The sequence below is a fragment of the Catenuloplanes japonicus genome (assembly GCF_000717135.1).
Lineage (GTDB): Bacteria > Actinomycetota > Actinomycetes > Mycobacteriales > Micromonosporaceae > Catenuloplanes > Catenuloplanes japonicus.
Window position 1 is genome coordinate 195,861 of sequence record NZ_JNXY01000004.1, and the last position, 6,606, is coordinate 202,466.

Consider the following 6,606-nt stretch of genomic DNA (forward strand, 5'->3'; position numbering starts at 1 on the left):
TCAACCTTTCTCCGCGCGCAACGGCGCGGAAGGTGTCTCGATCAGGGGTTGGCCGCCGTGATAGCGGCCGATCGGCACGACCATCGGGGTGCCGGAAACCGGGTCGGGAACGACCCTGCTGGCCAGGCCGAACACGTCGGCGACCGTGCGCTCGGTGATCACGTCCGCCGGTGCGCCCGCCGCGACCAGGTCGCCGTCGCGCATGACGATCAGGTGGTGCGCGTACCGGGCGGCGAGGTTGAGGTCGTGCAGGACCAGCACCAGCGTCACGCCGTCGCGGCGGTTGAGGTCGGTGAGCAGGTCCAGCACCTCGATCTGGTGCGTCACGTCGAGGAACGTGGTCGGCTCGTCCAGCAGCAGCACGCCGGTGCGCTGCGCGAGCGCCATCGCGATCCAGACGCGCTGCCGCTGCCCGCCGGAGAGCTCGTCGACGGACCGGTCGGCCAGCTCCGCGGTGCCGGTGGCCAGCAGCGCGGACGCCACCGCGTCGTCGTCGCCGTCGCTCCACCGGTCGAAGAAGCCGTGGTGCGGGTAGCGGCCGCGGCCGACCAGGTCGGCGACGCGCATGCCGTCCGGCGCGACCGGCTGCTGCGGCAGGATGCCGAGGCGCAGCGCGACCGCGCGGGTGGACATCCGGTGCAGGTCGGTGCCGTCCAGCACGACCTGGCCGTGGGACGGGTTCAGCAGCCGGGCCAGGCCGCGGAGCAGGGTGGACTTGCCGCACGCGTTCGGGCCGACGATGACCGTGATCTTCTGCGGCGGGATGCGCACGGACAGCTCGCGCACGACCGGCCGGTCACCGTAACCGAGCGTCACCCGTTCCGCGTACAGGCCCTCGTCAGCCACCTCGTCCCTCCCGGTTCGCGCTGGCCAGCTGCCAGAGCAGGAACGGCGCGCCGACCGCGCCGGTGACCACGCCGACCGGCAGCGCACGGTCGGTGAGCAGATGCTGGGCGATCAGGTCGGAGGCGACCATGACGATCGCGCCGACCAGCGCGGCCGGGGCGAGCGCGAGCCCGCGTTCCCCGGTCAGCCGGCGCGCGATCGGGCCGGCCACGAACGCGACGAACGGCACCGGTCCGGCCGCCGCGGTGGCGAACGCGGCCAGCGCCACGCCGACGACCAGGATGGTCAGCCGCAGCGTCTCCACGCGCGCGCCGAGCCCGCGGGCCGTCTCGTCGCCGAGCCGCAGCACGGTGAGCCCGTTCGTGAGCAGCAGCGCCGCCGGGGCGAGGATGACGAACCCGACGAGCAGCGGCCACACGTGCTCATAGGAGCGCGCGTTGAGGCTGCCGGTCAGCCAGACCAGCGCCTGCTGCGCACTGGTCACGTCCGCCCGCGACATCAGGTAGGAGACGATGCTGCCGAGCACCGCGCCGATGCCGATCCCGACCAGGACCAGGCGGTAGCCGGTGACGCCGCGCCGCCACGCGAGCAGGTAGATCAGCGCCGCGGTGGCCAGCGCCCCGGCAAAGGCGCTGACCGACACCGCGGCGCCGACCACGCCGAGGACCACCGTGCAGGTGACCGCGGCGGCGCTGGCGCCCATGGTGACGCCGATGACGTCCGGGCTGGCCAGCGGATTGTGGACCAGGCTCTGGAACAGCGCGCCGGACAGGCCGAACGCGGCGCCGGCGAGCAGCCCGCAGAGCACGCGCGGGAGGCGCACGTCCATGATGACGAACGTGTCGCGGCGCGTGCCCTGCCCGGCCAGCGTGTCGAGCACCTTGGACAGCGGGATCGGGAACGCACCGGTGGACAGCGCCAGGCAGAACAGGCCGGCGACAATCAAGATCAAAATCAAGAGCACGCCGAGGGTACGGCCGGCGCTCCGGCGGCGTACCGCCGAGACCTTTGCCTTCGTCCCTTGAAGTGTGGTGGTCATAGCTCCGCCAGGTCGCGACGGCGCACGAGCGCGACGAAGACCGGCGCCCCGATCACGGCGGTGACGATGCCGACCTGGATCTCCCCCGGGCGCGCCACGATGCGGCCCAGCACGTCCGCCCCGAGCAGCAGCGCGGGCGCGAGCACGGCCGAGTAGGGCAGGATCCACCGATAGTCCGGCCCGGTGATCATGCGGGCCACGTGCGGCACGGTCAGCCCGATGAACGCGACCGGCCCGGCCAGCGCGGTGGCGGTGCCGCAGAGCACGACCACGCACAGCGCGCCGAGCGCACGGGCCAGGCCGACACGCTGGCCGAGCGCACGAGCCACGTCGTCGCCGAGCGCGAGCGCGTTGAGCAGCCGTCCGCACGGGATCGCCAGCACCGCGCCCACGACCAGGAACGGCAACGCCTGGGTGACCAGCGCGCCGTCCCGGCCGGCCAGCGCGCCGACCTGCCACAGTCGCATGCGGTCGAACGCGTCCGTGTCGGTGAGCACGATCGCGGTGGTGATCGAGGCGAGCGCGGCGCTGACCGCGGCGCCGGAGAGCGCGAGCTTGACCGGCGTGGCCCGATCCCGGCCGAGCGCGCCGATGCCGTAGACGACCACCGCGGTCACGGCCGCGCCGGCGAAGCCGAACCAGACGTACCCGGTGAGGCTCGTGACGCCGAACACGCTGATGCCGATCACCAGCAGCAGTGCCGCGCCCGCGTTGATGCCGAGGATCCCCGGGTCCGCGAGCGGGTTGCGGGTGAGGCCCTGCATGACCGCGCCCGCGACGCCGAGCGCGGCACCGACCAGCAGGCCGACCGCGGTCCGGGGCAGGCGCATGGTGTGGATCACCAGGTGGTCGCTGTCGTCCGGGCGGTAGTGCAGGAGGGCGTCCGCCACGTCGTTCATGGAGATCGACTTCGCGCCGACCGCGACGCTGAGCACGGTGACGACGGCAAGCAGCACGAGCGCGCCGAGCAGGCCGGGGAGCAGACGCTTCGGCGCATGGACCGTTGTCACTCCCCTGTCACTCCCCCGCCTCCACCTCGAGATCAAAACCTAGGACAGGCTAACCTAACCCGATCCGGGTCGGAAGGACCCCTCCACAGAGGAGATCTCACATGTCCGTGACCAGGCGACCACTGCCCGCCGAGGTGGTGACCACCCGACAGCTGACTCCGCACCTGACCCGGATCACGGTCACCGGCCCGGATCTCGGCGGCTTCGGGTACGACGGTCCCGACCATCTGGTGCGGATCTTCCTGGCCCCGGCCCCGGACGCGCCGCTCACGCTCCCGGACGCGGACGGCGACGGCTGGTGGCCCGCGGTCCGCGCGATGCCGGACGAGATCCGCCCGGTCGTGCGCAACTACACGGTCCGCCGCTTCGACGCGGACCGGCGCGAGCTGGACATCGACTTCGTGCTGCACGGCGACGGCGGGCCGGCCTCCGCGTGGGCCGGCGCGGCCGCGCCCGGCGACCGGATCGGCGTGCTCAGCGACGGTGCGGAATACGCGCCGCCCGCGGACACCGACTGGCAGCTGTTCGTCGGCGACGAGACCGCGCTGCCGGCCATCGCGGCCGCGATCGAGGCACTACCGTCCGACGCGGTGGCCGTGGCGCTCATCGAGTGCGGCGGGACCCCGTGCGAGATCCCGATCGCGGCGCCGCCCGGCGTGACGGTCCACTGGCTGCACCGCAACGGCGACGAGCCCGGGACCAGCTCGGTCGTCATCGACACACTGCGGTCACTGAGCCTGCCGGCGGGCACGCCGTACGCGTTCGTGGCCGGCGAGTCGACCATGGTCACCACCGTGCGCCGTCACCTGTGCGGCGACCTGGACGTGCCGAAGGACCGGGTGTACTTCTGCGGCTACTGGCGCCGGTAGCGCTTCGACGCCGCCCGGCGACCTGAGCGCGGGTGGTTCTCGGCCCGGGAGTTCCAGCGCTCAGACGAGGTACCAGTCCTGGGTGCGTTCGGGTGCGCCCGGCCGCAGGCTCAGCCGGAAGCGGATCAGGCGGGGATCGCCGTCCACCTCGAAGACGAAGGTGCGCAGGCTCTCGTCGTCCCGGCGCGCCTCGGTCAGGGTGATGCTGCGCCCGTAGAACTGGTTGTCCGCGTCGATGAGCCAGACCCAGCGCGCGAGATCCTCCCGGTACGGGGTGCCGCTGAGGTTCTCGGCACGGACCGTGATCTCGACGAGCCGAGCCTCGGGCCTGTTGATCGCGACGAGCGTGAGCCGCAGCTTCTCCCCGCTGTCACCGAACATGATCACGGGTACGTCGGGCGGGAGGATGCCGCCCACGGTCGCGGCGGAGGGTGTGGGGGTTGCCGGGGTTTTTGTCGGTTTTGCCGTAGTCGGTGGGGTTGCCGGCGGTGTCGAGGGCGCCGGAGTCGCTGCGGGGTTCGAGGTTGCTGCGGGGTTCGGGGCCGCCGGGGTCGGAGTTGCTGCCCGGCGGGTCGGCGACGGGCTGAGTCCCGACGTCCAGATCGGCGCGGAGGCCGTGGCGGACGGGCTCCGCGAGGAGCCGACGGCCTCGGCGGCCGGCGGCGTCACGGGATGCCGGTCGACGGACACCGCCACCGTCCCGAGCCCGACCGCGAACGCGACGACCGCGGCAATCGCGATCTCCTCACTCACGGTGACGCCCGGCTTCGTCTTGGCCGCGTCCGGCTGCTCCGAAGCGGCCTGAGGCACAGGAGCGGAACCGTCCGTCGCCTGCGGGGAGTTTCGAGGTTGCGAAACGGAGGCGCTCGGCGCCTTCCCCGCAGCGTGCCGTGCGGAGGAATCCGGCGCGGGCCGGGACGCCTCGACCTCCGGCACGGCAGAGCCCGGCGCCGGCTCGACGGACGCTACAGAGCCCGGCGCCGGCTCGACGGACGCTGCGGAGGAATCCGGCGCCTGCCGGGGCACCTCGACCGTGGATGCGGCGATGCCCGGTACGGGCGTCCCCCTCGTCGATGCGACGATCTCCGCCGGCTGCCGGGAAGCCTGGATCGTCGCCGCGGAACCGTCCCACGCCTGCCCGGAGCCCTGCACCGTCGATGCGACGACCGCCGGCATCGGCCCCACGTCCACGGACCGGTCGGCCGACGGCCCCCCTCTCCCAGCCCCGCCGATCGCAGGCGGAACGGCCCGTCGGGGCCGAGTCGTCGCCCCGGGTCGCCGGGACGGGTCCTGAGCTGCGGCTCGTGCGCGACGGATACCGCGGATGACGACGTACCCGCCGGCCGCCGCCACCGACGTGACCACGGCGATCATCAACCAACGCCCACGCCCACGCGCGGCAGAACGGTTCGAAGGCATCGTCACGGCCGCATGGATCGGCGGACCACCCACCGACCTGAGGTCAACGTTCCCGGCCGGACGCGTGGGTGCCGGCGGCGCTCACGCGCTCCGTGCGCCGGGGGCGGCGGTCGCGCCGCACGGAGGTCCGCAAGGTACGGGCGGGTTTCCGGGACCACGGCGGAACCGGCTCCTCGCGTCGTGCGGAGCGCCGGCGGAGCCCGGCGCGAGGTTTGCCCGCGGGAGCAACGCTGCCGCACCACGCCGGAAGCGGGAGATGAACTAGATCTTGATCTTGGGTTGTCGCCTCCCGGCCGGCGCGAAGACCGGCAGCGAGCCGCGAGCCGGGCGGCCTTTCGGGGTGGGTCGTTGTGCTCTGCCGGGCGGCGCCGCGCGACTCGATCATGGAAGCATGACTGTGGCACTTCTCGGCGTGATCGCCGTGATCATGATCGGCGCAGGGCCGGTGATGATCCTTCAGGGGTATCGGGGGCGGCGTGCCGTCGCGGGTGAGCTCGCGGCGCAGCGGATCACGTTTCCGGAGCGGAAGCCCGGCGATCCCTATGCCGCCTTCACCGGCCGGCCGGTGACCACCGGGGGCGCCGCCCGCCGGTTCGCGGACATGATCGGCGCGAACGTCACGGCCGCGCTCGGCGGGCGCACCTATGCCGAGGTCTCCGCGGCCGCGCTCGCCGACACCTCGGATGCGAGGCTCGCCGAGCTGCGCGAGACCGCGTTCATGGGGCAGACGCTGCGCGGCACGCTGTACGGCGCCTATCAGGCGTGGCAGGTCACGCTCCTGGTGATCGCGCTCGGCGGGCTCACCACGCTGCTCGGCCTCGCGCTCGCGCTGGTCGCCGCCCGCCTCGCCTGACCGTCCCGCAGGCGAGTGGTGGCCGGTGTCAGTCGGCAGTGCCGGGCCACAGCTGGACCAGGGCGAACGCCTCGGGCTCGTCCGAATCCAGGATGATGCCGATCTCCCGCCACGCGACCCGGGTCCGGAAGCGGCCGGGGCCACCGACGTCGAGCACGTCCGGAATGCCGCCCAGGGTCGGCGACTCCAGGCCCAGCACGCCGGTCGGCAGGTCGAGCGTGATCTCCTCCTGGAGCGGCCATTCCGTCTCGTCGAGTTCCGGTGGGCGCTCGTCCCACGACTCGAAGACGAAACGCACCCGGCCGATGTCCTCGGCCGACTCCAGCAGCACGCACGATACGCCCGCGCTCAGCCAGGCGTGACCCACCTGCCGCGGGGTGGGCAGGCCGCTCTCGTCCCCGTCGCCGAACTCGACCAGGTGGTAGGCAAGGTGCCAGTCGACCTCTCCACCCGACAGTGCCACTGCCATCGCGCCTCCCATCCACACCGACTATATGCGGAAATTTCGGACTCGGCGGGTGGAGTGGGTGCCGTGTCCGGGCGCCGGAACGACGCCCGGACACGGGATGG

8 protein-coding genes are annotated in these 6,606 nt (G+C 73.0%); 3 read left to right on the plus strand and 5 right to left on the minus strand.

Annotation, left to right across the window (positions count from 1 at the left end):
• The 3 genes from OP04_RS07570 to OP04_RS07580 are packed head-to-tail and all read right to left on the minus strand — an operon-like array spanning nt 1 to nt 2,895.
• Complete coding sequence (locus OP04_RS07570; protein WP_456297618.1) at nt 1-816, minus strand: ABC transporter ATP-binding protein; 816 nt, start codon at nt 814-816, stop codon at nt 1-3.
• Nucleotides 817-838: 22 nt separating this feature from the next.
• Complete coding sequence (locus OP04_RS07575) at nt 839-1,885, minus strand: FecCD family ABC transporter permease (protein ID WP_033338802.1); 1,047 nt, start codon at nt 1,883-1,885, stop codon at nt 839-841.
• Nucleotides 1,882-2,895, minus strand: coding sequence for a FecCD family ABC transporter permease (locus OP04_RS07580; RefSeq protein WP_051797248.1), 1,014 nt, complete (start codon nt 2,893-2,895; stop codon nt 1,882-1,884). The genes OP04_RS07575 and OP04_RS07580 overlap by 4 nt, the downstream gene beginning before the upstream one ends.
• Before the next feature lie 101 nt (nt 2,896-2,996).
• Between OP04_RS07580 and OP04_RS07585 the strand changes: the two genes are divergently transcribed.
• Nucleotides 2,997-3,764 carry a siderophore-interacting protein gene (locus tag OP04_RS07585; RefSeq protein ID WP_033338803.1) on the plus strand — a complete coding sequence of 256 codons (768 nt, stop codon included), beginning with the start codon at nt 2,997-2,999 and terminating at the stop codon, nt 3,762-3,764.
• Between the two features lie 60 nt (nt 3,765-3,824).
• On the opposite strand, the gene OP04_RS07590 is transcribed toward OP04_RS07585, so the two are convergent.
• Nucleotides 3,825-4,145, minus strand: a complete 321-nt coding sequence (locus OP04_RS07590) for a hypothetical protein (RefSeq protein ID WP_157239428.1) — start codon at nt 4,143-4,145, stop codon at nt 3,825-3,827.
• Between OP04_RS07590 and OP04_RS07595 the strand changes: the two genes are divergently transcribed.
• Both OP04_RS07595 and OP04_RS49290 read left to right on the plus strand, forming a co-directional pair.
• On the plus strand, nt 4,144-4,569 hold the full coding sequence (locus tag OP04_RS07595) for a hypothetical protein (protein WP_157239430.1): 426 nt from the start codon (nt 4,144-4,146) through the stop codon (nt 4,567-4,569). The genes OP04_RS07590 and OP04_RS07595 overlap by 2 nt on opposite strands.
• Before the next feature lie 1,005 nt (nt 4,570-5,574).
• Nucleotides 5,575-6,036, plus strand: a complete 462-nt coding sequence (locus OP04_RS49290; protein ID WP_157239433.1) for a hypothetical protein — start codon at nt 5,575-5,577, stop codon at nt 6,034-6,036.
• 28 nt (nt 6,037-6,064) lie between these two features.
• On the opposite strand, the gene OP04_RS07605 is transcribed toward OP04_RS49290, so the two are convergent.
• Nucleotides 6,065-6,505, minus strand: a complete 441-nt coding sequence (locus OP04_RS07605) for a hypothetical protein (RefSeq protein ID WP_157239435.1) — start codon at nt 6,503-6,505, stop codon at nt 6,065-6,067.
• Between the last annotated feature and the right edge of the window lie 101 nt (nt 6,506-6,606).

Coding starts and splice junctions, on each gene's coding strand:
- OP04_RS07575 (WP_033338802.1), bottom strand. CDS start 1,885: ATGACCACCACACTTCAAGGGACGAAGGCAAAGGTCTCGGCGGTACGC.
- OP04_RS07585 (WP_033338803.1), top strand. CDS start 2,997: ATGTCCGTGACCAGGCGACCACTGCCCGCCGAGGTGGTGACCACCCGA.
- OP04_RS07595 (WP_157239430.1), top strand. CDS start 4,144: ATGATCACGGGTACGTCGGGCGGGAGGATGCCGCCCACGGTCGCGGCG.
- OP04_RS07590 (WP_157239428.1), bottom strand. CDS start 4,145: ATGTTCGGTGACAGCGGGGAGAAGCTGCGGCTCACGCTCGTCGCGATC.
- OP04_RS49290 (WP_157239433.1), top strand. CDS start 5,575: ATGACTGTGGCACTTCTCGGCGTGATCGCCGTGATCATGATCGGCGCA.
- OP04_RS07605 (WP_157239435.1), bottom strand. CDS start 6,505: ATGGCAGTGGCACTGTCGGGTGGAGAGGTCGACTGGCACCTTGCCTAC.